This window comes from Acinetobacter sp. MYb10, from assembly GCF_002980175.2.
GTDB classification, from domain to species: Bacteria; Pseudomonadota; Gammaproteobacteria; order Pseudomonadales; family Moraxellaceae; genus Acinetobacter; species Acinetobacter guillouiae.
Genome location: NZ_CP058272.1, coordinates 1,223,485 through 1,248,043 on the forward strand (window position 1 = coordinate 1,223,485; position 24,559 = coordinate 1,248,043).

21 protein-coding genes and 1 pseudogene are annotated in these 24,559 nt (G+C 39.5%); 13 read left to right on the forward strand and 9 right to left on the reverse strand.

Annotated features, from left to right (window positions below; genetic code table 11):
- Window positions 1–266 precede the first annotated feature (266 nt).
- The 6 genes from CQZ96_RS05790 to CQZ96_RS05815 all read left to right on the forward strand — a co-directional run bounded on the left by CQZ96_RS05790 (window position 267) and on the right by CQZ96_RS05815 (window position 6,908).
- Window positions 267–1,055, forward strand: a complete 789-nt coding sequence (locus CQZ96_RS05790) for an enoyl-CoA hydratase (protein WP_105712996.1) — start codon at window positions 267–269, stop codon at window positions 1,053–1,055.
- A 29-nt stretch (window positions 1,056–1,084) separates the two neighbouring features.
- Entirely contained in the window at window positions 1,085–1,846 is a 762-nt protein-coding gene (locus CQZ96_RS05795) for an SDR family oxidoreductase (protein ID WP_105712997.1), read from the forward strand.
- Window positions 1,847–1,935: 89 nt separating this feature from the next.
- Window positions 1,936–3,459: a 3-hydroxyacyl-CoA dehydrogenase gene (locus CQZ96_RS05800; protein ID WP_105712998.1), complete on the forward strand. Its 1,524-nt coding sequence runs from the start codon at window positions 1,936–1,938 to the stop codon at window positions 3,457–3,459.
- 14 nt (window positions 3,460–3,473) lie between these two features.
- Window positions 3,474–4,679, forward strand: a complete 1,206-nt coding sequence (locus CQZ96_RS05805; protein ID WP_105712999.1) for a 3-oxoadipyl-CoA thiolase — start codon at window positions 3,474–3,476, stop codon at window positions 4,677–4,679.
- Between the two features lie 121 nt (window positions 4,680–4,800).
- The gene (locus CQZ96_RS05810) at window positions 4,801–5,643 is read left to right on the forward strand and encodes an IclR family transcriptional regulator (protein ID WP_004721464.1); all 843 of its coding nucleotides are present in this window, start codon (window positions 4,801–4,803) and stop codon (window positions 5,641–5,643) included.
- 89 nt (window positions 5,644–5,732) lie between these two features.
- Complete coding sequence (locus tag CQZ96_RS05815; RefSeq protein ID WP_105713000.1) at window positions 5,733–6,908, forward strand: MFS transporter; 1,176 nt, start codon at window positions 5,733–5,735, stop codon at window positions 6,906–6,908.
- Window positions 6,909–6,971: 63 nt separating this feature from the next.
- On the opposite strand, the gene CQZ96_RS05820 is transcribed toward CQZ96_RS05815, so the two are convergent.
- The gene (locus CQZ96_RS05820; RefSeq protein ID WP_004721466.1) at window positions 6,972–7,943 is read right to left on the reverse strand and encodes an NAD(P)H-dependent flavin oxidoreductase; all 972 of its coding nucleotides are present in this window, start codon (window positions 7,941–7,943) and stop codon (window positions 6,972–6,974) included.
- Between the two features lie 50 nt (window positions 7,944–7,993).
- Here CQZ96_RS05820 and CQZ96_RS21630 point away from each other — a divergent pair.
- Window positions 7,994–8,173, forward strand: a pseudogene (locus CQZ96_RS21630) (hypothetical protein); the annotation flags it as partial.
- A gap of 24 nt (window positions 8,174–8,197) precedes the next feature.
- Here CQZ96_RS21630 and CQZ96_RS05825 read toward each other — a convergent pair.
- Window positions 8,198–9,043 carry an IclR family transcriptional regulator gene (locus CQZ96_RS05825; protein ID WP_004721467.1) on the reverse strand — a complete coding sequence of 282 codons (846 nt, stop codon included), beginning with the start codon at window positions 9,041–9,043 and terminating at the stop codon, window positions 8,198–8,200.
- A 190-nt stretch (window positions 9,044–9,233) separates the two neighbouring features.
- Window positions 9,234–10,451, reverse strand: a complete 1,218-nt coding sequence (locus CQZ96_RS05830; protein ID WP_105713001.1) for a CaiB/BaiF CoA transferase family protein — start codon at window positions 10,449–10,451, stop codon at window positions 9,234–9,236.
- Between the two features lie 329 nt (window positions 10,452–10,780).
- On the opposite strand from CQZ96_RS05830, the gene CQZ96_RS05835 reads away from it, so the two are divergent.
- The 4 genes from CQZ96_RS05835 to CQZ96_RS05850 all read left to right on the forward strand — a co-directional run bounded on the left by CQZ96_RS05835 (window position 10,781) and on the right by CQZ96_RS05850 (window position 15,985).
- On the forward strand, window positions 10,781–11,932 hold the full coding sequence (locus CQZ96_RS05835) for an acyl-CoA dehydrogenase family protein (RefSeq protein WP_004721470.1): 1,152 nt from the start codon (window positions 10,781–10,783) through the stop codon (window positions 11,930–11,932).
- Between the two features lie 61 nt (window positions 11,933–11,993).
- Entirely contained in the window at window positions 11,994–13,244 is a 1,251-nt protein-coding gene (locus tag CQZ96_RS05840) for an MFS transporter (RefSeq protein WP_105713002.1), read from the forward strand.
- Between the two features lie 173 nt (window positions 13,245–13,417).
- Window positions 13,418–15,130: an electron transfer flavoprotein-ubiquinone oxidoreductase gene (locus CQZ96_RS05845; protein WP_178283365.1), complete on the forward strand. Its 1,713-nt coding sequence runs from the start codon at window positions 13,418–13,420 to the stop codon at window positions 15,128–15,130.
- Between the two features lie 264 nt (window positions 15,131–15,394).
- On the forward strand, window positions 15,395–15,985 hold the full coding sequence (locus tag CQZ96_RS05850) for a tetratricopeptide repeat protein (protein ID WP_228722778.1): 591 nt from the start codon (window positions 15,395–15,397) through the stop codon (window positions 15,983–15,985).
- A 77-nt stretch (window positions 15,986–16,062) separates the two neighbouring features.
- Here the strand turns inward: CQZ96_RS05850 and CQZ96_RS05855 are convergent, their stop codons facing one another.
- Entirely contained in the window at window positions 16,063–16,392 is a 330-nt protein-coding gene (locus tag CQZ96_RS05855; RefSeq protein ID WP_105714761.1) for a hypothetical protein, read from the reverse strand.
- Between the two features lie 729 nt (window positions 16,393–17,121).
- Between CQZ96_RS05855 and CQZ96_RS05860 the strand changes: the two genes are divergently transcribed.
- Both CQZ96_RS05860 and CQZ96_RS05865 read left to right on the forward strand, forming a co-directional pair.
- The gene (locus tag CQZ96_RS05860) at window positions 17,122–18,801 is read left to right on the forward strand and encodes an arylsulfatase (protein ID WP_105714760.1); all 1,680 of its coding nucleotides are present in this window, start codon (window positions 17,122–17,124) and stop codon (window positions 18,799–18,801) included.
- Window positions 18,798–19,802, forward strand: coding sequence for an SUMF1/EgtB/PvdO family nonheme iron enzyme (locus CQZ96_RS05865; protein ID WP_056512937.1), 1,005 nt, complete (start codon window positions 18,798–18,800; stop codon window positions 19,800–19,802). Before CQZ96_RS05860 ends, CQZ96_RS05865 begins: the two co-directional genes overlap by 4 nt.
- Window positions 19,803–19,929: 127 nt before the next feature.
- On the opposite strand, the gene tatC is transcribed toward CQZ96_RS05865, so the two are convergent.
- From tatC to CQZ96_RS05890, 5 genes are all read right to left on the reverse strand, one after another.
- Complete coding sequence (gene tatC / locus CQZ96_RS05870; protein WP_105714759.1) at window positions 19,930–20,703, reverse strand: twin-arginine translocase subunit TatC; 774 nt, start codon at window positions 20,701–20,703, stop codon at window positions 19,930–19,932.
- Entirely contained in the window at window positions 20,700–21,218 is a 519-nt protein-coding gene (tatB, locus tag CQZ96_RS05875) for a Sec-independent protein translocase protein TatB (protein WP_105714758.1), read from the reverse strand. The genes tatC and tatB overlap by 4 nt, the downstream gene beginning before the upstream one ends.
- Before the next feature lie 17 nt (window positions 21,219–21,235).
- The gene (gene tatA / locus CQZ96_RS05880; protein ID WP_056512930.1) at window positions 21,236–21,460 is read right to left on the reverse strand and encodes a Sec-independent protein translocase subunit TatA; all 225 of its coding nucleotides are present in this window, start codon (window positions 21,458–21,460) and stop codon (window positions 21,236–21,238) included.
- A 148-nt stretch (window positions 21,461–21,608) separates the two neighbouring features.
- Window positions 21,609–23,372: an alkaline phosphatase D family protein gene (locus CQZ96_RS05885; protein WP_105714757.1), complete on the reverse strand. Its 1,764-nt coding sequence runs from the start codon at window positions 23,370–23,372 to the stop codon at window positions 21,609–21,611.
- 106 nt (window positions 23,373–23,478) lie between these two features.
- Complete coding sequence (locus tag CQZ96_RS05890) at window positions 23,479–24,492, reverse strand: lipase secretion chaperone (RefSeq protein WP_105714756.1); 1,014 nt, start codon at window positions 24,490–24,492, stop codon at window positions 23,479–23,481.
- Window positions 24,493–24,559: the final 67 nt, after the last annotated feature.

A 24,559-nucleotide genomic window follows, 5' to 3' on the forward strand; every position in this document is an offset into this window, starting at 1 on the left:
CCAGCTGGGTAATGGATACCCTGTTTTAAATCTTGTTTACTGCGAATGTGTTTCATAGTACGAGATTGAAAACACAAATTTCAAGCTTTTTTGAAAATTAATTTCATTAAGCGAAATTTTATACTCTACCAATATTAAATATCAATCACTTATAAAAATATGCTGACGATAAAGTGCCGAGAGGAATAAAAAATACTTGAAATAAATTTCAAAACACGCATTATTAAAGAAACATAGTTTTGATCTGCGAAACAAGGAATCAAAAAATGAGTGAAATAACAGGGAACAGTTTCATTGAAGTTGACTATTCTGTTCAGAAAGTAGCGATCGTGAAGATTAATCGTCCAGAGGCTAAAAATGCCTTAAATACACAGGTACGTAAGCAACTGGCTCAAGTGTTTACCGAATTAAGTTTTAATGACCAGATCCATGCCATTGTGCTTACAGGTGGTGAAGAAGTTTTTGCCGCAGGGGCAGACTTAAAAGAAATGGCAAGCGCAACCTCTACAGAAATGTTGCTACGTCATACAGAACGTTATTGGAATGCAATTGCGCAATGCCCTAAACCCGTGATTGCTGCTGTAAATGGTTATGCACTGGGTGGTGGTTGTGAACTTGCCATGCATAGCGACATTATTATTGCGGGTAAAGGCGCAACTTTTGGTCAACCTGAAATTAAAGTCGGTTTAATGCCTGGCGCAGGTGGAACCCAACGTCTCTTCCGTGCAGTGGGTAAATTCCACGCGATGCGTATGATCATGACGGGTGTAATGGTCAAAGCCGAAGAAGCATATAGCATTGGACTGGTTTCCCAAGTTACTGAAGATGACCAGACCATCCCAACTGCCATTCAAATGGCTCAAAGTCTAGCAAAAATGCCACCGATTGCCCTACAACAAATCAAAGAAGTTGCATTAATGAGCGAAGATGTTCCATTAAATGCAGGTTTGGCATTGGAGCGTAAATCATTTCAATTGTTGTTTTCGACCGAAGATAAAAATGAAGGCATTCAAGCATTTATTGAAAAGCGTAAACCATCATATCAAGGCAAATAAGTTTAATCGATAACAACAATGGAATAGAAATGGCTAGAAAAGTATTGATTAGTGCAGGCGGTTCAGGAATTGGACGATGTATTGCAGAAGCATTCTTAGCGCATCACGATGAAGTTTTCGTTTGTGATATCAATGCAGAAAGCTTAGCGCAATTCCAAAAGGCCTATCCTGCACTACATATTTATGCATGTGATTTATCTAACCATGATGAAATCAAATCTATGTTTAGTGATGCCATCAGCAAACTGGGGCATATTGATGTTCTGGTCAATAATACAGGGATTTCTGGCCCAACCATCGCAGCAGCAGAATTGAGTTTTGCCGATTGGAGTGCAGTATTAAACCTTAATTTAAATAGTACCTTTGCGATCACCCAACTCGCTATCCCCTTTTTAAAACAGTCGGAAGCAGGTGTCATTATCAATATGTCATCGATCGCTGGACGTTTGGGCTATCCATATAGTTTGGCTTACGCGACCTCTAAATGGGGATTAATTGGTTTTACCAAAACATTGTCGATGGAACTTGGTGCAGACAATATTCGAGTCAATGCCATACTTCCAGGTGCAGTGGATGGGGAACGTGTTCAACGGGTGTTACAAGCGCGTGCAGATGTCGCTCAAACTTCTTTGGATGCCGTTACGCAAAATGCACTTAAAAATCAATCGCTCAAATATTTTGTCAATCCAAAGCATATTGCCGATTTGTGTATATTTTTAGCCTCGGAAAGCGGTTGCTCTATTTCTGGACAAATTTTACCAATTGATGGTGATAAACAATGTCTGAGTTAACCCACCAGACTGTACTGGTTTCTTTCGTTTCTATTTTTTTCCGTCTCTAATTTTTCGTTTAATCTGGATCAGTTATCAGGATGATCGACATGACTTATGATATTCAAAGCATGGCTGTAATTGGTGTTGGTATTATGGGCAGCGGTATTGCTCAAATTGCCGCACAATCAGGTCATACCACCTATTTATATGACACCAAAGAAGGTGCTGCGCTACAGGCCAAAGAAAAGCTGGCAGCAACTTTTCAAAAGCTGGTCGATAAAAATAAAATCAGCGCTGAACAGGCGGAAAATGCCAACAAACATTTGATCGTTGCAGCGCAACTTGAAGATTTAAAAGCCTGCGACTTGATTGTGGAAGCGATTATTGAGCGTTTAGATATCAAACAAGCGTTGATGCAACAACTCGAAGAGATCGTTTCAGACACCACTATTTTAGCCTCAAATACTTCATCGCTTTCAATCACAGCCATTGCAGCAAACTGTAAAAAACCACAACGTGTAGTCGGTTTCCATTTTTTTAATCCGGTACCACTGATGAAAGTTGTGGAAGTGATCCAAGGATTAAAAACGGATCCACGTATTGTAGATGCATTAAATGAGCTATCACGTGCATTTGGTCATCGACCTGTTGTTGCCAAAGATACCCCAGGATTTATTATTAATCATGCGGGGCGCGCCTATGGCACCGAAGCGTTAAAAATCTTAAATGAAAACGTCTGTGACATCAGTGAAATTGACCGCATTTTAAGAGATGGTGTTGGTTTTAGAATGGGACCATTCGAACTCATGGATTTAACAGGACTGGATGTATCACATCCTGTAATGGAGTCGATTTATCATCAATACTATGAAGAAGCCCGTTACAAGCCCAATCCATTGACCAAACAAATGCTTGAAGCCAAACAACTTGGGCGTAAAGTTAATCAAGGCTTTTACCACTATGAAACAGGCACAAAAACAGGTGAAAAACCCGCACAGTTTGTTGAGCGTTTAACAGACTATCCAAAAGTTTGGATTGCAGCTGATTTTGCTGAAGATAAACAACAACTGGAAGATTATTTAATCCAGCAAAATATTGTCTTAGATACAGGTTTAGAACCATTACCTGAGAGTTTATGTTTACTCGCTTGCTACGGTGAAGATACCACCCAAGCAGCGACACGTTTAAAAGTCAATCCACAACAAGCTGTTGCCATAGATATGCTATATGGCATAAGCAAACATAGAACGTTAATGCCGTCACTGGCGACAAACACTGAGTATCGTCAAGCAGCCCACTCTATGTTTAATTTAGATGGTGCTATGGTCAGCATGATCGCTGAAAGTATTGGCTTCGTGGCACAACGTGTTTTAGCCATGGTGATTAATTTAGGTTGTGATATTGCACAACAAAATATTGCCAGTGTCGATGATATCAATGCCGCAGTCCGTTTAGGTTTAGGCTATCCATTTGGCCCTATTGAATGGGGTGATCATATCGGTAGCCAAAAAATCTTACTCATTCTCAATCGTATCTCAACACTGACCTATGACCCACGTTATCGCCCTAGCCCATGGTTACAACGTCGTGTCGCATTAAATTTACCGCTTACTTTTAATTCTGGATTTTGAAAAGGAACTTCTCAATGTTAAATGCCTATATTTATGATGGTTTACGTAGCCCGATTGGTCGTCATGCAGGTGAGCTTGCTTCAGTACGTCCAGATGATTTAGCTGCGGCAGTTTTGCAAAAGCTCCTTGAAAAAACTGGGGTTCCGGGCGCAGCGATTGAAGATGTTATTTTAGGCGATACCAACCAAGGTGGTGAAGATAGCCGTAACGTTGCCAGAAATGCCCTATTAATCGCGGGCTTACCTGTGACTGTTCCTGGCCAAACTGTAAACCGTTTATGTGCAAGTGGTTTGGGTGCTGTAATTGATTCTGCACGCGCCATCACCTGTGGCGAAGGCGACTTGTATATTGCAGGTGGTGTAGAAAGCATGTCACGTGCCCCATTTGTGATGGGTAAAGCTGAATCTGCCTATAGTCGTGATGCCAAAATTTACGACACCACAATTGGCTCACGCTTTCCAAACAAAAAGCTGATTGCGCAATACGGTGGTCACTCAATGCCTGAAACTGGTGACAATGTCGCAGTTGAGTTTGGCATTACCCGTGAACAGGCAGATTTATTTGCTGCCCAATCACAAGCAAAGTATCAAACAGCCAAACAAGACGGCTTTTTTACTGGTGAAATTACCCCAATTGAAGTCTTTCAAGGCAAAAAGTTACCGCCAAAGCTGGTTTCTGAAGATGAGCATCCTCGCCCAAGCTCAACGGTTGAAGCCTTAACCAAATTAAAACCATTATTTGAAGGTGGTGTCGTCACTGCTGGAAATGCATCGGGTATTAACGATGGTGCTGCTGCACTACTCATCGGTTCCGAAGCAGCGGGCCAAAAATATGGCTTAAAGCCAATGGCAAGAATCTTGTCAGCAGCAGCAGCAGGTATTGAACCTCGTATTATGGGTGCTGGCCCAATCGAAGCAATCAAAAAAGCCGTTGCACGTGCAGGGCTAACTTTAGATGATATGGATATCATTGAAATCAATGAAGCTTTTGCTTCACAAGTATTATCTTGCTTAAAAGGTTTAGATGTTGATTTTAATGATCCGCGTGTCAACCCAAATGGTGGTGCAATTGCCATTGGCCACCCACTTGGGGCTTCTGGTGCACGTCTTGCACTGACAGTTTCGCGTGAGCTGATCCGCCGCAATAAGAAATATGCTGTTGTTAGCTTATGTATCGGCGTAGGACAAGGCTTAGCTATGGTGATTGAAAACGTGTCATAGCATTGACTGTTTAATCACTAACCGAGTATCCATTCATCACAACAGCGCAGTGATGAATGGATTTATTTTGCAGAGCGAAATATAATAGCCAAACTGTTGCTTTATTATATTTGAGTATTGAATGTCTCAGAATTCAGAAACTGAACAACCTATAAATTTTGATGAGATACGTCTTGATCCTATTTCACATATTCATCGGGAAAATAACCCCCAATTTATCGCTTCTTTAGCACGTGGTTTAGAACTATTACGTTGTTTTTCTGCCAACAATCAAGTCTTGGGAAACCAAGAACTGGCAAAAATGACGGGTTTACCAAAACCAACCATTGCGCGGATAACCAATACCTTAGTGTCATTAGGCTATTTAAAACAACTACCTAATTCCACCAAATATACCTTGGATATCGGTGTTTTATCTTTAGGCTATGCAGCCTTGTCCAATATTTCTATCCGTAATATTGCACATCGCTATATGGAAGAAATGAGCCAATATGTGCAAGCACCGGTTGCGATGGCAACCCGTGACCGTTTAAATATGGTCTATATCGATGTGGTTCAGATCGAAACCGCTTTAAATATGCGCCGTCCCATCGGCTCAACCCTACCCATTCACAGCAGTTCCATGGGGCGAGCTTGCTTGGCGGCTACACCTGAACGTGAGCGTAATTTTTTACTGGATGCGCTTAAACAAAAAAATGCTGAAAACTGGCCTGCAATTAAACGTTCTTTAGAACGAGCTTTCCGAGATTATCAAGATTACGGATATTGCCTTTCTTTAGGTGAATGGCATAAAGAAGTAAACTCTGTTGCTGTACCTTTAGTCAGCTCCAAACATGGTCTTTATGTGTTTAACTGCGGTGCACCAAGTTTTCATTTAAACCCTGAAAAACTTGAAGGTGAAATTGGACCCCGTTTAATCCATATGGTGCACAACATTCAAGATGCTTTGAGTGAAACGCCTTAACAACGATGTTTAAAATCAGATGCTTAAAATCAGCAGATACATGGTTGTGTGGATTAAAAGTTCCGATTTCATAATGACAAACCATAGGCATGATGAAAAACACTCTCTATACCCCAACCATTATTTTAATGGCAGTTGCAGCAGGCATCTGTACTGGTGGGAATTATTTTAGCCAACCACTGATTCATTCCATTAGTCTAAGTTTAAATTTAGCAGATACCACCACAGCATGGGTGCCTACTTTAGCGCAAATCACCTATGCAGCAGGTCTGCTGTTTTTAATGCCTTTAGGGGATATTCTTGAAAAGCGTAAGTTGTTGTTTATATTTATGCTGCTTGCCTCAATTGGGCTAATTATTAGTGGTTTTTCCCACAATATTTATCTGTTAATGTTCGGTACCATCATTACAGGGTTATTTTCTAGTTCAGCCCAACTGTTGTTACCACTGGCTGCCAGTCTGGTTCCAATTCAACATAGTGGTCGTGTTGTTGGTTTTTTACTGAGTGGGTTAATGATGGGTGTCTTATTGGCACGCTCATTATCAGGGATGATGTCGACGCTTTTTGCTTGGAATGTTATTTATCTGCTCAGCGGTTTTTTATTATTGCTCATTGCGATTATTTTGTACCGTAATATTGGCTTATTTCCTCCAACCAAATCTGAAAATTATCTCAAAACAATTCACTCACTGCCGCAAATCTTTATTCAAAATCGTCGCCTAAGAATCAGAACCTATATTGGTGGATTAACCTTTGCCTGTGTAAGCTTAACCTTTACCAGCATGTCTTTACTCTTAGCTCCTGCGCCTTATTTTTTCAGTGATTTTACGATTGGCTTATTTGGGTTTGTCGGTGTTTTAGGGACATTCGTTGCCAATTTTTCAGGTAAATTTATTGATCAAGGCTATATTCATAAAATTTCGATATGTTGTGGTATCGGTCTGATTTTAAGTTGGCTATTGTTTTTGTTGCTTTCTTATCATTTTATCTTTTATATCATTGCCTTACTTACCCTTTATGCTTCGCTCTCGGCTGTTCATGTCACCAATCAGAGTATTGTCTTTAAGCTTAACCAACAATTGCGTTCACGTTTCAATGCCATCTATATGACAGGTTATTTCGCTGGCGGTGCTTTAGGGACCACGAGTGGAAGCTATGCATGGAAACATTTTGGCTGGACAGGTGTATGTATCTTGGGCTTAGTTTTTGCCCTGCTGTGTCTATATTATTGTCTTGCAGATGCTAAAAATCAGCACAATTCATAGTGTTGTGCTGATCTTTAAAAGCAGTCTTTCATCATCGAGATAAAGCTGAACTCAAATAGATGTTTATAAAAGCCCGAATAAACGTCCACGAATAATGTCTTCTGCATCTTTTACAATACGGTTGACCAGTTCATCACATGTCGGAATGTCATGGATCAGACTGGCAACCAAACCACATGACCACGCCCCAGCATTGACATCACCATCGATCATCACTTTAGGATAAACACCTGCAACTTCTTCAATGATATCTTCAAATTTAATCTGGTCACCAAGTGCTTTTTCTTTGGCTACAATTTTTTCTACAGCTGCATTATTCATAACGCGCTCAGTATTACGCAAAGCGCGCATAATTAAACGAGTATCTCTTTCTGTAGCATTCAGGATCGCCTGTTTCACATTTGCATGTACTGGCGCTTCTTGAGTTGCAATAAAACGTGTTCCCATATTAATACCATCCGCCCCCATGGCTAAAGCGGCAGCAAGTGAGCGTCCATCAGCCATACCACCTGATGCAACAAATGGAATTTCTAAGGTATCGGCAGCTAAAGGCAATAAAATCATATTCGGTACATCATCTTCACCGGGGTGCCCACCACACTCAAAACCATCGACAGAAACAGCATCACATCCAATTTTTTGAGCTTTTAGACTATGCCGAACCGAAGTACATTTATGAATCACTTTAATTCCAGCAGCCTTTAAATAAGGCATGACCTGTTCAGGATTACGGCCTGCTGTTTCTACAACTTTTACCCCACCCTTAATAATTGCCTCGACAAAACCCGGATAATCAGGTGTATTGACTGTGGGTAAGAAAGTTAGATTGACACCAAAAGGCTTATCGGTCATTTCTCGACATCGGGCAATTTCTTTTGCTAGATTTTCAGGTGTTCGCTGGGTTAAACCGGTAATAATGCCTAACCCACCAGCATTTGAAACTGCAGCAGCCAGCTCGGCAAAACCGACATAATGCATACCGCCTTGAATAATCGGATGTTCAATTTCAAATAATTCTGTAATTTTGGTTTTCATATTCTTTCCACTCACTATTTTATATTTAGATGCTCATTTCTTAGCATCCTATGCTTATCGATAATTTATTAAATCTGATCGATCATGAGTCCACTGTATTCTCACTTTGTTTGCAAGGTGACGAATTTAAACAAGCTCTGAGTACCTTGATGAAAAAAAACCCATTTTCCGTAAGCAAACTATTTAACATGCATCTTATTAAAAAGGCCAACAATGTAGGTCGTTGCTAGCCTTTCAGTTTTAAAGCAATAAAATTAGCTAATTTCAGTGCGGATATTATTCACCATGTGGAGAAGACGCGGTGCAATATCCTCTTCAAGTTTTTCGCGGTTCATAATAAAGCTTGGTCCGCCGCAGTTAAATACCAGTAGACCATGTTGTTCATGAATCAAGGGGACTGCCACTGAATTGACATCTTTATGCCATTCACCAATTGAAAAACAATAACCAAAATCTTGATAATCTTTAAATGCCTTATCTAAATCACGGTTAATCTTGATCCAATCGTCTTTATGTTTGCTACGGATTGCATCAAGTAAAAACTCTCTTTCATCTTCAGGCATTGCAGCCAGACATGCACGTCCCATTGAACTTAAATGAATCGGTAAATAAGTACCGACTTGGCGACGCATGGTCATATTGCCCTTGCCTTGTACCACATCCAAATAAATCATATTTAGACGATCACGCGTTGCCATTGCCACAGCAGCACCCGCATAATCCGCTAAGTTTTTCATATAGGGATGTGCAATATTACGGATAGACACATTAGAAAGCATGGAGTAACCAAACGCCAAAACCCCAACTGAAAGTTGAAATTTGCTTGAATTTGGGACCTGCTTGATATAGCCCAAACGTGACAATGTGTGCGTTAAACGGGTAATGGTCGGTTTAGGCAAACCCGTCATTTGTGATAACTCTTGATTACCCAAATGCTGATGTTTTGGGGTAAAGCAACGTAAGAGTTCTAAACCACGTCCTAAAGCTGTAATAAATTGACGATCATTTTCATCTTGCATATCTTCAATCGGATGCAATAACTCATGCCTCAAAGGCGCTAATAATTTTTCTGTTTGTTCTGCATCTACGGCATCATTCATGGTTATACCAATTCACATATTTGTTTCGCACTGCGAAAATTATAATCTATTTTTTCTATAAATAGCAAAAAGCAATCATCTGATTCACTTTGAAAATAAAACGATGCATCTATCTCGATGTGAAAAGTCTAAATTTGCTTATTTTATTGAAAAAAATGGCTTTAGACTGCTCACATCATCTATTTAAAAACTATCCTATCACGCCTTTGGCTTTTAACTCATCAAGTTTAGCAGGAGAAATAATACGGCCTAAGATTGTTTGAGTATGTTCGCCTAATAAAGGAGGCGCATTTCTATACTCTACAGGTGTACGTGAAAGCTTAATCGGAGAACCGACTACAGTAAGTTTTTTACGTTGAGGATGTTGCATTTCTACCAGCATCTCTCGCGCAATTACTTGAGGTTCATTAAAAGCTTGCTCTAGATTATTAATCACACCAACAGGCACTTTAGCAGCATAAATTGCACTCACCCACTCATCGGCAGTCTTGCTTAAAAAATGCTTTGATAAAATTTCTATCACTTCATCACGATGCTTAACACGATCTGCATTACGGGTAAATCGAACATCATTGGGTAACTCTGGCAAACCAATACTTCTACACAGTTGAATAAACTGGGTGTCATTACCACAAGCAATGATAAACTCTCGGTCAGCGGCTTTAAACAATTGATAAGGCACAATATTGGCATGTGCATTGCCATAACGTACTGGCACTTTTCCAGATGAAAGATAATTCATTCCTTGATTTGCCATTGTGGCAATTTGCACATCAAGTAAAGCCATATCTATATGTTGTCCTAAACCCGTCATATGACGATTGAGCAAAGCCGCTTGTATGGCAATGGTTGAATATAATCCCGTTGATAAGTCTGAAAATGCGACACCTACTTTTTGCGGACCGCCACCGGGTAAATCATCTTTTTCACCCGTGATGGACATGAGTCCACCCATTCCTTGAATGATAAAATCATAGCCAGGTTCTTCTGCTCTCGGTCCATTTTGACCAAAACCCGTAATCGAGCAATAAACCAGTTTAGGATTAATTTCTGATAAAGAAGCATAATCCAAGCCATATTTTTTCAAAGAACCAGCTTTGTAGTTTTCAATGACCACATCGGTATCTTGAATAAGTACTTTGATGAGCGCCTGCCCTTCAGGATTTGCAATATCAATTGCAACAGAAAGTTTATTACGATTGGTCGACTGATAATAAGCGGCTTCTCGTGTCTCTTGTCCGGCGTCATCTTTCATCCAAGGTGGTCCCCAAGAACGCGTATCATCACCTAGTTTCGGTCTTTCAACCTTAATCACTTCTGCGCCTAAATCGGCAAGAATCTGTCCACACCACGGTCCAGCCAGTACTCGACTTAAGTCAAGTACACGAATTCCATTTAAAGCACCCATGTTTATTCCACTAACCTTTGATTAATTTCCTACAGGAAAATTTATTTAACATAAATTTCGCATAGCGATATATATTTTTAATATACACAGAAAACTTTAAAAATAAAACTTAATTTTTTCATCAAAAGTGATGATTTTTATTCAACAAATATAGATTAATTAAATCAAATAATTAGCCAACTGAAAAACAAGCACAATATACCGCATTGCGAAATTAATTTTCAAAATATATTGTTTTCTACTGATCCTTTGATTACTATCGCATCAATATGCAGGGTTTTAGCAACATCAGCTCGATGTTTTCAACATGTTGTACAAAGGACAAGACTATGATTCGAGATCAGGAAACACTCAAACAATTAGTAGATATGATTCGACAGTTTGTAGATGGTGTCCTTATCCCTCATGAGAATGAAGTCGCGGAAACAGATCAAATCCCTCAAGCCATCATTGAGCAAATGAAAGCTTTGGGTTTGTTTGGGCTGACGATTCCAGAAGAATACGAAGGTCTTGGCTTGACCATGGAAGAAGAGGTGTCCATCGCTTTTGAACTTGGACGTACTTCGCCTGCCTTTCGTTCACTGATCGGCACCAATAATGGAATCGGTTCGAGTGGCCTGATTATTGATGGTACCGAAACTCAAAAATCATTTTTCTTGCCCCGTTTAGCACGTGGTGAAGTGATCAGTTCTTTTTGCTTAACTGAACCAGATGCAGGCTCAGATGCTGCCTCTTTAAAAACCAGTGCTGTAAAAGAAGGTCAGTTTTATATTTTAAACGGCACCAAACGCTTTATTACCAATGCACCTCATGCAGGGGTGTTTACGGTGATGGCACGAACCAATCCAGACATTAAAGGTGCTGGTGGAATTTCTGCTTTTATCGTAGATCGCAAAACCGCAGGAATCTCTCTAGGTAAAACAGATAAAAAAATGGGGCAAAAAGGTGCCCATACCTGTGATGTGATTTTTGAAAACTGTCGGGTTCCTGCTTCAGCACTGATTGGCGGTGTCGAAGGTGTAGGATTTAAAACCGCAATGAAAGTCTTGGATAAAGGTCGTTTACATATAGCCGCAATCAGTGTCGGTGCTGCCATACGTATGTTAGACGATACCTTAAAATTCGCCCTTGAGCGTAAGCAATTTGGACAAGCGATTGCTGAATTTCAACTGATTCAAGCCATGCTTGCTGACTCCAAAGCAGAAATTTATGCAGCGCAATGTATGGTTTTAGATGCAGCAAGACAACGTGATGCTGGGCACAACGTTAGTACAGAAGCATCATGCGCAAAAATGTTTGCCACTGAAATGTGTGGTCGCGTAGCCGATCGTTGCGTACAGATTCATGGTGGCTCTGGCTATATCAGTGAATATGCAATTGAGCGTTTTTACCGAGATGTGCGTTTATTCCGTCTCTATGAAGGCACCACCCAAATTCAACAAATGATTATTGCGCGAAATATGATTCGCGCTGCGTCTTAATTAATTTTTAGGCACTTTAAAACGATTTGAAGTGCTGTAAATCAAATGTAGGTAATGGATTATGGCGACAAACTACAATACACATCTCTCTTCAATACAACCTCACACTTGGAAAATTGCATTTGTTTTTGCATTTTTAGCCTTGTTGGTGGATGGTGCCGATCTGATGCTGCTGTCTTATAGTCTCAACAGTATTAAGGCAGATTTTGGTTTAAGTTCCGTGCAGGCTGGTATGCTGGGTAGTTTTACCTTGGCGGGTATGGCTGTCGGTGGAATATTTGGGGGATGGGCATGTGACAAATTTGGTCGAGTACGGATCGTGGTTATTTCTATTCTCACCTTCTCACTACTTACATGTGGACTAGGCTTTACCCAAAGCTTTCTTGAATTTGGACTATTACGCTTTTTTGCTTCTCTCGGACTTGGCTCGCTTTATATTGCCTGCAATACCTTGATGGCGGAATATGTACCTACACGTTACCGTACAACGGTATTGGGTACCTTACAAGCAGGTTGGACGGTTGGCTATATTGTTGCAACGCTACTCGCTGGATGGATTATTCCAGATCATGGCTGGCGTATGCTGTTTTATGTTGCCATTGTACCGGTGTTAATTGCTGTTTTAATGCATCTTTTGGTACCAGAACCACTCGCATGGCAACAGTCTCGTTTACAACAACCAACACGCGATAAAAATTCTGAGGAAACTTCAGCATTTAAACTGATTTTTAAAGATAAACGAAATCGCAATATGTTTATCTTGTGGGCGCTCACAGCAGGCTTCTTGCAATTTGGTTATTATGGGGTAAATAACTGGATGCCTTCATATCTAGAAAGTGAATTAGGCATGAAGTTTAAGGAAATGACCGCATATATGGTCGGTACCTATACCGCTATGATCCTCGGTAAAGTCCTTGCGGGGATGATGGCTGACAAACTTGGTCGTCGCTTTAGTTATGCCTTTGGTGCGATTGGGACTGCTATTTTTCTACCACTGATTGTTTTTTATAACTCACCCAGCAACATTTTATATTTATTGATCGCTTTCGGATTTTTATACGGTATTCCTTATGGTGTAAATGCCACCTATATGACGGAAAGTTTCCCAACAGCGATTCGTGGTACAGCGATTGGTGGTGCCTATAACGTGGGGCGTCTTGGTGCAGCACTTGCGCCTGCAACGATTGGCTACTTGGCGTCGGGTGGTTCTATTGGTTTAGGTTTTGTGGTGATGGGAGCTGCTTATTTAATTTGCGGCGTTATTCCTGCCCTCTTCATCAAGGAAAAACTCTACGATCCGCAAAAATCGTAAAAGTAACCTTGTAAAATCAGTTATCCCATTTTAAAGCCAGCTAAATCTAGCTGGCTTTTTTGTGGGTATCATTTTGAATTTGCTCATCAAGCAGCCCTTTTTTGATGCTTTTTTATTTGATATTTTTAGCCCAATAAATTAAAATACCGCTAAGCGAAATAGGATTTCTTTTTATGAAAGATTTACAACGAGAGTCAATGGAGTTTGACGTAGTCATCGTAGGCGCAGGCCCTGCGGGTCTTTCTGCTGCGATTAAAATTCGTCAATTAGCGCTTGAAAACAATCTTCCAGACCTTTCCGTCTGTGTGGTTGAAAAAGGCTCTGAAGTTGGTGCGCATATCCTTTCTGGTGCTGTACTTGAACCGCGTGCAATCAATGAACTTTTCCCTGACTGGAAAGAACAAGGTGCACCTTTAAATGTACCTGTGACTGAGGACAAAACTTATTTCCTCATGTCTGCTGAAAAGTCACAAGAAGCACCGCATTGGATGGTTCCTAAAACCATGCACAATGATGGTAACTATGTTATTTCATTGGGTAATGTAGTGCGTTGGTTAGGTCAAAAAGCGGAAGAATTAGAAGTTTCTATCTTCCCTGGCTTTGCTGCTTCAGAAATCCTTTATCATGAAGATGGTTCTGTAAAAGGTATCCAAACTGGTGATATGGGTATTGGTAAAGATGGTGAACCTACTCATAACTTTACTCCTGGCTATGAACTTCATGCAAAATACACAATTTTTGCAGAAGGTTGCCGTGGACATCTCGGTAAACGTCTGATTGCAAAATACAACTTAGATCAAGATGCTGATCCGCAACATTACGGTATCGGGATAAAAGAGCTTTGGGAAATCGACCCTGCAAAACATAAACCAGGTTTAGTGATGCATGGTTCAGGCTGGCCTTTGGCAGAAACAGGTTCTTCAGGCGGCTGGTGGTTATATCACGCTGAAAACAACCAAGTAACCTTGGGTATGATTGTCGATTTATCTTATGAAAATCCACACATGTATCCTTTTGCTGAAATGCAACGTTGGAAAACGCATCCACTGATCAAGCAATATCTTGAAGGCGGTAAGCGTATTTCTTATGGCGCACGTGCAGTTGTTAAAGGCGGTCTAAACTCACTACCTAAACTGACCTTCCCAGGCGGTTGCTTAATTGGTGATGATGCTGGTTTCTTAAACTTTGCTAAAATCAAAGGCTCTCATACTGCGATGAAATCGGGTATGTTGTGCGGTGAAGCTGTATTTGAAGCAATCCAAGCCGGTCATGAGAAAGGTGGCGATTTAGCAGTGGCACGTGTCGCTGAAGGCGAAGACTTCTTTGCTAAAGAATTGACTGCATATACGGACAAATTCAACAACAGCTGGTTAAAAGAAGAGTTACATCGTTCACGTAACTTTGGTCCAGCAATGCATAAATTCGGTTTATGGATGGGTGGTGCATTTAACTTTATCGATCAAAATATCTTTAAAGTGCCATTTACACTACATGACCTTGCACCTGACTTTAGTGCATTAAAAACTGTAGATACTGCGACATTTAAACCTACCTATCCAAAGCCAGACGGTAAATTAACCTTTGACCGTTTATCTTCTGTATTTGTATCCAATACCGTACATGAAGAGAATCAGCCTGCTCACTTAAAGCTGACCGATGCTTCGATTCCAATCAATGTCAACTTACCAAAATGGGATGAGCCAGCTCAACGTTACTGCCCTGCTGGTGTTTACGAGATTATGGAAAATGATGATGGTTCTAAGCGCTTCCAGATTAATGCTGCAAACTGTGTTCACTGTAAGACTTGTGATATCAAAGATCCATCTCAGAATATCACATGGGTAACACCGGAAGGTGGTGGTGGGCCTAACTATCCAAATATGTAAGCTGGATACTTAGGACGATGCTTTAATGCTGCTCACCACTAAACATGCGAGTGTTTAGATAATTTTGTGTAGTATTAACAGCGTCTTTTACCCCAATTTGTCGAGTGATATAAGCTCTTCATTTTCATTATTTAGGTAAGTTTAGTTCCCTAGGGAGCTAAACTTGAAAGACAAAATAGAATAAGTCTTGGCTCAAATTAAGTTGACTATAACTTAATTTTGCACTTTAATTTTATTGATTAAAAGATACAAATGATTGAAAAAATGAAGAAATTTAAAATTAAAAAGCTGATGTACCCTCTGATTATTCTTACATTTTTTCCCACTACACTTGTATTTGCAGAAAGTTTTGAAGCGCTACTCGAAAAAGCCAACAATGGGGACGTAAAAGCGCAATACCAAGTGGGTTATCTTTATAGCAGTGGCAATCAGGGTGTGTCCTTTGATGAAGAAAAAGGTGTTTTTTGGTTTAAAAGAGCCGCAGAAGCGGGTGATTCAGAATCTCAACTCAGTTTAGCAATGAGTTATTTATGGGGCTCAGGTGTCGGTAAAAATACCCGTAAAGGTATTGAATGGCTGACCAAATCTGCAAATCAGAACAATGCGATGGCACAATACAATTTAGCTGAAGAATATTCAGATGGGAAAAATATCAAGAAAGATCTAGATCTTGCAAATTATTGGTATCTTAAGTCGGCTGAAAATGGTGATGTGACTGCACAATTTAAATTGGGATCTCTATACTTAGATGGAAATTTAGGTCTACCTCAAGATATCAATAAAGCAAAAGAATGGCTGAAAAAAGCCGCAGATCAAGGCTATGAATTAGCACAACGGCAATTGACTGTACTATGATTGAAGACAATAAAACCACCAACTTACCAATTTATAGAATTGATTTTTAATGATTATTTATTTTGACTGATACTTTTTTAAATCAGCGGTTTTACAACATTTAAAACCTCATGGCTTTTAACAATTAAACAAATACATTGATCAAAAATGGCTTTTGAATTTTGTATAAATTCATCTTCCATCGCATCTAAATGTAAGTGGCTTTCTTTTTGGACTTTTTTGTACAAGGCAAATAAATCATGCTTATACTGAGACTTACAACTGAGATTGAATTCCTTGAGTTCTTGCTCAAGTTCTAAACGCATATTTTCAATAAAATGCTGACGTGAAGCTTTATTATTCTGAATATAAAATAAGCGTGTTTGTTCATAAGTTCCTTTATGAAATATCATTTCATAAATTTTCATCGTAATACTTACCTATAGATTTGTATTTTCACTCTTAAAAGTAGAATTCATACAAATGTGTTATTTTATAAAATTTATCTATGTTCCCATTGAGATAATGTATTTTCAGTCTTTTATAAACATCTTTATCTGTTGTTTTTTATTAATCCTTAAAAACTCCTATTTCCCTTGGGGAAGGGAAATAGGATCAAGGCATCAAGAATCTTTAAAAAAGATCTCCCTCTAATTCTGTAGAATTTATCACAATAATCTTCAATTAATCAATACACCATCAACATAAAAACAGACAGTTCTGTATATTTTTGTTTAAAAAACATTCATTCGCAATCAAAGTGACTTGTTTATTTACATCGGCGTTTAAAGTTTAATCAGATTAAATTGTAGAACTGGATAAATTCAAATTGTTGCTATGCTAAAACCAATGATATTACAAAGGTGTATTTGAATATCATGTATTAAACTATCACGAATATAAAACTTTCCTAATATGCCTAAAGCATATCCAAGGCCTTGCTATAAGCTGATGGTGCTCATTTTTTTAAGCCTAGAAGTATTTTGGTTTTATTAGACAGCTCAACATACTTACTTTTAAATGATTTCAACATCTATTCGGAAGCATATTGAGGGCTTTTCTTTTTTTCAGATTAACAATCAAATTTTAATTATTTTTACCATAAAAATTAACGCTCTAAACTCAGCCTAATTTTTTAAAAAACCAAGTCGACACGTATGTCTCATAAAAATCTGCTTACAACACTTTCTATTGCATTAATCAGTCTTTCTATTTCAGCATGTAATAATGATTCAGACCATTCAAATACTGTGGTGGAAACCAAGAAACAACCGAATATTTTATTTATCATGGCTGATGATTTAGGTTATTCAGATTTAGGGGCATTTGGTGGAGAAATACACACCCAAAATATTGACGCACTGACCAAAGAAGGTCGTATTTTAACGGACTACCATACTGCCCCGACCTGCTCACCGACGCGTTCACAATTGATTTCGGGTACAGACCATCACTTAGCTGGCATTGGGGCTATGGCTGAGCTCACTCCTGCCCACTTAAAAGGCCAGCCGGGTTATGAGGGCTACTTAAATGAGCGCTCACTCTCAATAGCAGAAGTGCTTAAAGATAATGGCTACCGAACCTATATCAGTGGAAAATGGCACCTCGGTTTAACCGCTGAAACTAACGCACATGTAAAAGGCTTCGATCATTCATTTACGCTATTGCAAGGTCTAGATTTACACTTTAAACAAGCGCCTAGTGCATATAAACGTAATGCCACCTATACGGAGGATGGTAAAGTTGTTCCAATTTCAGCATTACCCGATGATTTTTTCTCAACCAATTACTTCACCGATAAGCTAATTAGTTATTTAGAGTCAGGTAAAAATTCAGGAAAACCATTCTTTGCCTATGCTGCTTACACCGCACCTCATTGGCCATTACAAGCCCCAGCTGAATATCGTGACCGTTATCGTGGCGTTTACGATGCTGGTTATGATGTGATCCGTAATGGTCGTATTGCCCGCCAAAAACAACTTGGTCTAATTCCAGCTAACTTTACTGCAGCCGAACCGATTGCGACAAAAAATGCACCACAAAAATATGGCAAATGGAATGAACTTTCCGCTGAGCAAAAAGTCTTAGAAGCACGCAGAATGGAAATCTATGCGGGTATGGTCGAAAACCTTGATGCCAATATTGGACGCGTGATTGAGTATTTAAAACGCAATAACTTATACGACAATACTTTAATTTTCTTTGTTTCAGATAATGGAGCTGAAGGCTTTATTCGTGGTAGTTATGGGGCTGAATCAGGTTTTGATAATCGGGTGAACAATGTCGGTACATCCAGTTCTTATCACTATGTCGGTCCGCGTTGGGCTGAAGTCAGTGCTGCACCTTTCCATTTATGGAAAGATACTGCGGGTGAAGGTGCAACCACAGCACCAGCCATTGTTAAACTTCCTCATCAAAATAAAGCGCAAGCAACCTATCATGGTTTTGCTTCAGTGCTCGATGTTTTCCCAACTGTTTTAGATTATGCCAATATTGCTGTCCCACAAAGTCAATATAAAGGTCGTCAGATTAATACCCCAAGCGGTTACTCGTGGAAATCGGTGCTTGAAAATAAAGCACAGGCGATTCGTCCTGTAAACTTTAGTTTTGCAGATGAATTGCATGGCAGTAAATATGCGCGTCAAGGCGAATGGAAAATTGCTTTACAAGGTAAAGCAGAGCTAGGAACGGGAGCTTGGGAATTATATAACTTAAAAAATGACCGTGGTGAAACCCAAAACCTTGCACAAAATAACCCAGTAAAACTACAAGAACTACTTGATGTGTATAACAAATATACCCAACAAAATGGGGTGAAGGAATACAACATTCAATGAAGTTTAGCCCTCTTTTAATTTCACTGTGTAGCCTGTTCCTTGTAACAGGCTGCAATAAAGCTACGCCCGACTCGCACCATTCTCCCAAACAAACCAGCAAAGCTTCTATACCACTTGGTTCATTGCAGCAATGCGAACACTATTCAGGTTTACCCAATGCATGGCAAAAAAAGCCAACAGCAGGTATGGTTTGGATTGCCAAAGGTTCATTTCAGCTCGGCTCCGATAAAGCCTATCCCGATGAACTCAATTTTGGGCAAAAACAACGTCAAGTTGAGGGTTTCTGGATCGATCAAACCGAAGTGACTGTGGCGCAGTTTAGTAGTTTTGTAAAAGCAACCGGCTATGTAACCGACGCAGAGCAACAGAAACAGGCAGCTGTATTTTCACCAGATGCAAATAAGCCTAATCAGTGGTGGCAACTCAAGTCTGATTACACTTGGAAAACGCCTAATGGCGCTTCGGGTCAAGCTCCACGCCCTGCTGAACCTGTTCGCTATGTGACCAAAAATGATGCTGAACATTACGCAGTTTGGTTAGGACGAGATTTACCTACCGAACAAGAATGGGAATATGCTGCAAAGGCAGGCTCAAAAACCGATACGCCACTGCATCAAGCGCCTCAGGATGCCCATCAACATCCACAAGCCAATTATTGGCAAGGTGAATTTCCAATGCATAATTCTGTTGAAGACCATTTTGCAGGTGTGGCACCTGTCGGCTGCTACCCTGCCAATGCGTTCCAATTGTTTGATATGATTGGGAATGTCTGGGAGTGGACCTCCTCTGTATATCAAGGCGCGCATGATCAACATATGGGAAATTATACTGATCTGCGTCAGCAAAGCATCGCAGCAACCCAATATGTGATTAAAGGTGGTTCTTTCTTATGTGCTTCGAGTTATTGCTCTCGTTATCGAAATAGTAGTCGATATCCGCAAGAGTTTGATTTGGCTGCAACGCATGTGGGGTTTAGAACAGTATTACGAACTCACCCATGAGACAAGGATAGGTTAAAATCTAGAGATCTGGCGAATTTATACACTTAAATATAAATTCGTCTGCTTTAAAAAAGAAGGGTTGAATAGAACAAAGCAACACTTAACCACTTTCGCTACAAATCAGCACTTATACACGTTTACGTTTTTCAATCATCTTGCCAAATACCAATCCCAATTCAAACAACATCCACATTGGAATTGCCAACATGATCATCGAAATAGCATCTGGTGGCGTGACAAACATCGCAATAAAAAAACAGCCCACAATAATAAAGCGTCTTTTTTCCACCAGCGTTTGCGTGCTGACCAAACCGATTAAAATCAATACCAGTGTAATAATTGGAATTTCAAAAGTGACCCCAAACACCAAAAAGAGTTTTAAACAGAAACTTAAGTAACTGTTAATGTCCGTCATTGGTGCAACGGTATCAGGTGAAACACTGATAAAAAAATGCAGAATCGAAGGTAAAGCAATAAAATAGGCAAAGGCAATCCCTAAATAAAACAAGCAAATACTGCTCAATAACAATGGGAATGCCAGACTCTTTTCTTTTTCATACAACGCAGGTTTAATGAATGCCCAAATCTGATAAATAATAAAAGGCATCGCCAGCATCAGCGCAATAAAGAAATTCAGTTTAAAAGGTGCCATAAATGTTGCAGTTACATCTGTAGCAATCATGGTCGAACTGGCAGGTAATTGGGCACGTAGTGGTTCAGATAACATTGAATAAGTTCTGTTTGCAAATGGCAACAAACAGAAAAAAAGCACAATCAATACCCCGATAATTTTAAACAGATGCTGACGCAACACCATCAAATGTCGGGTGATTGGCATTGCTTCAAGCTGAGTCGCTTCTTCGGAAACTTGCTCTTGTAGCTGCGGTATCATTGATGTCATACGGCCACCTTCAATTGCGATATTGACTTGGATTGAACAAGATCAATACTGAGTTTTTCATCATTACATTGAACTTGTTTTAGCCAGATACTTGGCAAATAGACTGTAGGAATATCACGTGAGACAGGTTGATAAATCTGCTTCACTCTCAGCTGGGCTTTTTGCTGTTCTTTTAATTGCGGTTGCTCTAATTGCTGTTTCTCTAATCGTGCTGGCGCTTGCTCTTGCTGTATAGCATCTTCAGGCATAGCCGATAATTGCTGTAGCTCATGCATCTGCGCCTGCATTTTTTGCTCTAATTCTTGAATACGCTGCATCTCATTCTGCATCTGTTCGCGCAATTCAGATAAGCGTAATTCACGGTCAATGTCGTTCTGAACATTGCTGATGAGACGTTTCAATTTACTGTACCATTTCGCAACAAAACGCGCAGCTTCAGGGAGTTTATCAGGTCCTAACACCAACAGCGCAATAATCCCAAAAACCAATAATTCAGAAAATCCGACATCAAGCATGTGTTAGTTCTCCAGTTTTAGTGCTTTACCGTAGAGTTCACATCAGCATTGCTATTTTGATGTTCCTGTGTTCTTGGTTCATTCAGTGCAGCAGTGGTTGTTTCATCATCTTGAATTGATTTTTTAAAATCCTTCACCGCACCACCGACATCTTTACCTAAATTTTTTAATTTAGATGTGCCAAAAAGTAAGATCACCACAATTGCAAAAATAAGTACGTGCCAAATCGATAATCCAGCCATGGTTTTTTACTCCTGATATTCTTGTGTTATTTCAATCATTATGTGTACAAAGACAGTTTAGCCATGTACTACTAAAGAAATGATGCGATAGCAATAGCATCAAAATCTTCTTCAGTAGTCAGGCGATATAAAATTAAATAGTCTTTTGTTAAGCAGTTTTCTTAATCGAGCGGGCATTGACCAATTGATTATTCAACACCACTTGATGCCCACGTTTTGTATCCACAGTATATTGCGGCTCTTTAATGGTATCGACATAGATCCAGTCCGCTTGAACCTGCGTTGCAGTAAAGCTGACATTCAGATAACCACGTTGATTTAGGTTGGTATAATCCAATTCATCAATCAGTGTGGTAAACGCCATTTCAAACTGCTGTAACTGTTCCACTGGAATATTGAGATACTTTTCAATTCCCGGCGATGACACTGAACTTGTCGCCAGCTCAACACCGACAAAATCACCCGCCTGACTATACAACTCTGATGACCATGCATTATGGGTATCACCTGCCAGCACTACGACCTTCTTGTTCAATGCTTTTAAGGTACCATACAGAATTTCACGTTCAGCATAATAACCATCCCAAGCATCTAAATTATAAGGTGCGACAGTGGTTAAACGTGCCTTTTCAATTGCTGTCAATGTTGGATCGCCCTGTAGCACACGCATTTTCAGTTGCACTAACTCCATGATCATCGTATTGATTTGATTTAAAACCTCTTGAGTTGCGTTTCCACTCAGAACTGTACTCAACGGTACCAGTAATTCAGCAGGGATTAATATCTTACCCATCAACACTTGCTGACCCAATACATTCCACGTTGCCTTGGATTGAGCCAACTTTTGCTGTAACCATTCACGTTGGGTATACCCCATCAAGGTTCGATTCTGATTGGTTAAGTCAGTCTGAAAACGTTGAAAATCCATACCAGAAGCGGTGATATAATCGGTATATTCCAGTTGCTTATCTCTGGCAAGGATACGGGTATCTAACATGGTCAATTGCACCAGTGAACCAAAGTCAAACTGGCGATAAATATTGAGATGATCATTTGCGGAAATAGGACGAATCGGCATCCATTCAAAGTATGCTTGTAATGCAGCAAGTTTACGATCGAAGAAAGCCCCTTCATTGGCTTGGTGATTTTCAGCGCCTTCTCGCCATGTATCATTTGCCAGCTCGTGATCATCCCAAATCACAATAAATGGATGACGGTGATGCAATGTTTGTAAATCTTTGTCTTTACGATATAACGCATAGCGTTTGCGATAATCATCTAACTTGATAATTTCTTGATTATTGTCCGCAGCCAAAGTACGTCCCAACTTCACTGCATCTTCTGTTGCATAACCACCTTGACCATATTCATAAATATAGTCACCCAAATGAATTACCACATCAACATCTTGCTTGGCCATTTCACGATAAACATAGAAATACCCTGCTGGATAGTTCGCGCAAGAACATACCGCAAAACTGACTTTGCTGGGGTTGATTGGTAGCGTTTTGGTTTGTCCAACTGGTGAAACTTTATTGCCAAAGCTAAAACGATAGAAATAGCGTTGATCTGGTTTTAAGTTTGTGGCATCAACTTTCACCGTGAAGTCTTGTGCTTTTGCTGTGGTGACTTTGTCTGTTTTAATGATTTGCTTGAATTGATCATCTAAAGCAATTTCCCAAGTCACTTGCAAACGTGCGCTGCTATCATTGGGCGTCAAGCGTGTCCATAAAATCACGCGATCTTGTAAAGGGTCTCCACTGGCAACCCCATGTTCAAAATTGACTTGTAGTGTTGTTGATTCTCGATCTGAACTGTCATTACATCCCGTAAAACCCGCAGATAAAGACAGTGCACCAAAACCGAATAGGCTTTTTTGAATAAGTTCTCGTCGTGTAATTTTGGCTGTCATACTTTACTCCTTAAACTATGGCTACATTACAAATACTAAATAAGACCTAAATTTATTTATTCTCTACGGTCCCATTAACTAGATTGACTCATTGAATACACTTACATTAATTGAGAATATCTAACGATTTTTCCGTATCATAAATTTTTTCCAAACTGATAATTCTCCGCTTATCATATCTGTCACTAAAAATTTCTTTTCTAAGCGCTTCAATTGATTTTTCCTGATCAAGCATATTCAAATCACGCCGCAAAATTTCACCTCGCTTTTGCATATATATTTCTGCTTGGTTTTTAAATTGCGCTCTTGATTTATCAACAGATTCCATCCGCTCGGTCACTTCAGGACCAAACACTTTTAACCGCTCCTTGCGGATCTCTTCCTGTGAACCTCCTCTATTTTTTATTTCCTGAACTTTACGAGATACATCGTTAAAGTCTTTATTAAACTTTATGGCCTTTCTAGATTTTTCGGGCAGGTTGTTTATCGCTGTATTGAGTTCCTGTTCGATTTCATCATCTGTCATCCCTGTAGAGTCATTTATTTTTAAAACAACCAACTCATAATCTTCAATTTTGTCACTTGCACCAAATAATGCCTTTATCTCAAAGGGGGTAAAAAATCTTTCTCGGATAGATCGAATCGCATCTACAAGTCTTTTCGCATTTTTATAATTCGCTTGATTTTTCGAATGTGCCTTATGCGTTAAAATGACCTGATCGGTATATTTGACATACCTAATCCATAAATCCTTTACGATACTTTGAGCCGGATCAACCAACAGCTTATTGAAAAAATTTAAACCAAAATTGGTAGGATCAGATTCAGTTGGATTATTTTTTAACAGCTTATCAAAACAATCCTTGGTCATATTGTCTAAAACAAAAGTTTGATTTGTATCAAAACTTAATTCGCAGTAAATATTCCCTCCAAACGCATCAACCGCAATGGGTATAAAACCATTGCTTGGTTTTATACTACCTATATTTAAAGCGGTCGCTTGATCTGGCTTTAAATCCTCCTGATTATTTGTCTTTTTATCTATTGGCTTAAACACAAGCCATAGAAAACAAACAATAACTACTAGAAAAAAAGATGAAACTAAAATACTTTTTTTCATTTAAAATCCCTGATTTTTTGTTTTAAATAAAATCAAGCTATATTTATTCTTTATAGATCAATATAGC

Bases quoted from the DNA above. Each gene is read 5' to 3' on its own strand.
- CQZ96_RS05820 (WP_004721466.1), bottom strand. From the start codon at position 7,943: ATGAAAACCAAAATTACAGAATTATTTGAAATTGAACATCCGATTATT.
- tatB (WP_105714758.1), bottom strand. From the start codon at position 21,218: ATGCTTGATGTCGGATTTTCTGAATTATTGGTTTTTGGGATTATTGCG.
- tatC (WP_105714759.1), bottom strand. From the start codon at position 20,703: ATGACATCAATGATACCGCAGCTACAAGAGCAAGTTTCCGAAGAAGCG.
- CQZ96_RS05890 (WP_105714756.1), bottom strand. From the start codon at position 24,492: ATGAAAAAAAGTATTTTAGTTTCATCTTTTTTTCTAGTAGTTATTGTT.
- CQZ96_RS05790 (WP_105712996.1), top strand. From the start codon at position 267: ATGAGTGAAATAACAGGGAACAGTTTCATTGAAGTTGACTATTCTGTT.
- CQZ96_RS05805 (WP_105712999.1), top strand. From the start codon at position 3,474: ATGTTAAATGCCTATATTTATGATGGTTTACGTAGCCCGATTGGTCGT.
- CQZ96_RS05840 (WP_105713002.1), top strand. From the start codon at position 11,994: ATGGCGACAAACTACAATACACATCTCTCTTCAATACAACCTCACACT.
- CQZ96_RS05865 (WP_056512937.1), top strand. From the start codon at position 18,798: ATGAAGTTTAGCCCTCTTTTAATTTCACTGTGTAGCCTGTTCCTTGTA.
- CQZ96_RS05825 (WP_004721467.1), bottom strand. From the start codon at position 9,043: ATGAATGATGCCGTAGATGCAGAACAAACAGAAAAATTATTAGCGCCT.
- CQZ96_RS05850 (WP_228722778.1), top strand. From the start codon at position 15,395: ATGAAGAAATTTAAAATTAAAAAGCTGATGTACCCTCTGATTATTCTT.
- CQZ96_RS05795 (WP_105712997.1), top strand. From the start codon at position 1,085: ATGGCTAGAAAAGTATTGATTAGTGCAGGCGGTTCAGGAATTGGACGA.
- CQZ96_RS05800 (WP_105712998.1), top strand. From the start codon at position 1,936: ATGACTTATGATATTCAAAGCATGGCTGTAATTGGTGTTGGTATTATG.
- CQZ96_RS05860 (WP_105714760.1), top strand. From the start codon at position 17,122: ATGTCTCATAAAAATCTGCTTACAACACTTTCTATTGCATTAATCAGT.
- CQZ96_RS05810 (WP_004721464.1), top strand. From the start codon at position 4,801: ATGTCTCAGAATTCAGAAACTGAACAACCTATAAATTTTGATGAGATA.
- CQZ96_RS05845 (WP_178283365.1), top strand. From the start codon at position 13,418: ATGAAAGATTTACAACGAGAGTCAATGGAGTTTGACGTAGTCATCGTA.
- CQZ96_RS05815 (WP_105713000.1), top strand. From the start codon at position 5,733: ATGATGAAAAACACTCTCTATACCCCAACCATTATTTTAATGGCAGTT.
- CQZ96_RS05835 (WP_004721470.1), top strand. From the start codon at position 10,781: ATGATTCGAGATCAGGAAACACTCAAACAATTAGTAGATATGATTCGA.
- CQZ96_RS05855 (WP_105714761.1), bottom strand. From the start codon at position 16,392: ATGAAAATTTATGAAATGATATTTCATAAAGGAACTTATGAACAAACA.
- CQZ96_RS05830 (WP_105713001.1), bottom strand. From the start codon at position 10,451: ATGGGTGCTTTAAATGGAATTCGTGTACTTGACTTAAGTCGAGTACTG.
- CQZ96_RS05885 (WP_105714757.1), bottom strand. From the start codon at position 23,372: ATGACAGCCAAAATTACACGACGAGAACTTATTCAAAAAAGCCTATTC.
- tatA (WP_056512930.1), bottom strand. From the start codon at position 21,460: ATGGCTGGATTATCGATTTGGCACGTACTTATTTTTGCAATTGTGGTG.